Below are 491 nucleotides of genomic sequence, written 5' to 3'. Positions count from 1 at the left end.
AGGGGTTAGACTGCGTAAGCGGTGCGAGGGTTCGAATCCCTCTCTCTCCGCCATTATAAATCCAATACTTGTAGTGTGGCGGCGTAGCTCAGCTGGCTAGAGCGTACGGTTCATACCCGTGAGGTCGGGGGTTCGATCCCCTCTGCCGCTACCATACATACCCGGAGGCTTAGCTCAGCTGGGAGAGCATCTGCCTTACAAGCAGAGGGTCGGGGGGTCGAACCCCTCAGCCATACATACCCGGAGGCTTAGCTCAGCTGGGAGAGCATCTGCCTTACAAGCAGAGGGTCGGGGGTTCGAACCCCTCAGCCTCCACCATTTTTAAATCTCAGATCCACCTTACACCGTGCCGGTGTAGCTCAACTGGTAGAGCAACTGACTTGTAATCAGTAGGTTGGGGGTTCAAGTCCTCTCGCCGGCACCATTTTTTACATTAAATTGTGGAACCGTGGTGTAGTTGGCCTAACATGCCTGCCTGTCACGCAGGAGAT

3 tRNA genes are annotated in these 491 nt (G+C 55.0%); all 3 read left to right on the top strand.

Annotated features, from left to right (window positions below):
* The first annotated feature begins 77 nt into the window (after window positions 1–77).
* Window positions 78–154, top strand: a tRNA-Met gene (locus QW71_RS36715).
* An 88-nt stretch (window positions 155–242) separates the two neighbouring features.
* Window positions 243–318: transfer RNA gene (locus tag QW71_RS36705), tRNA-Val, on the top strand.
* A 30-nt stretch (window positions 319–348) separates the two neighbouring features.
* A tRNA-Thr gene (locus QW71_RS36700) sits at window positions 349–424 on the top strand.
* Window positions 425–491: the final 67 nt, after the last annotated feature.

Origin of the sequence: Paenibacillus sp. IHB B 3415, assembly GCF_000802655.2 — a bacterium.
Lineage (GTDB): Bacteria > Bacillota > Bacilli > Paenibacillales > Paenibacillaceae > Paenibacillus_AQ > Paenibacillus_AQ phytohabitans.
The sequence above is the reverse complement of the archived record's forward strand: the minus strand, read 5'-3'. Positions and strand labels throughout refer to the sequence as shown.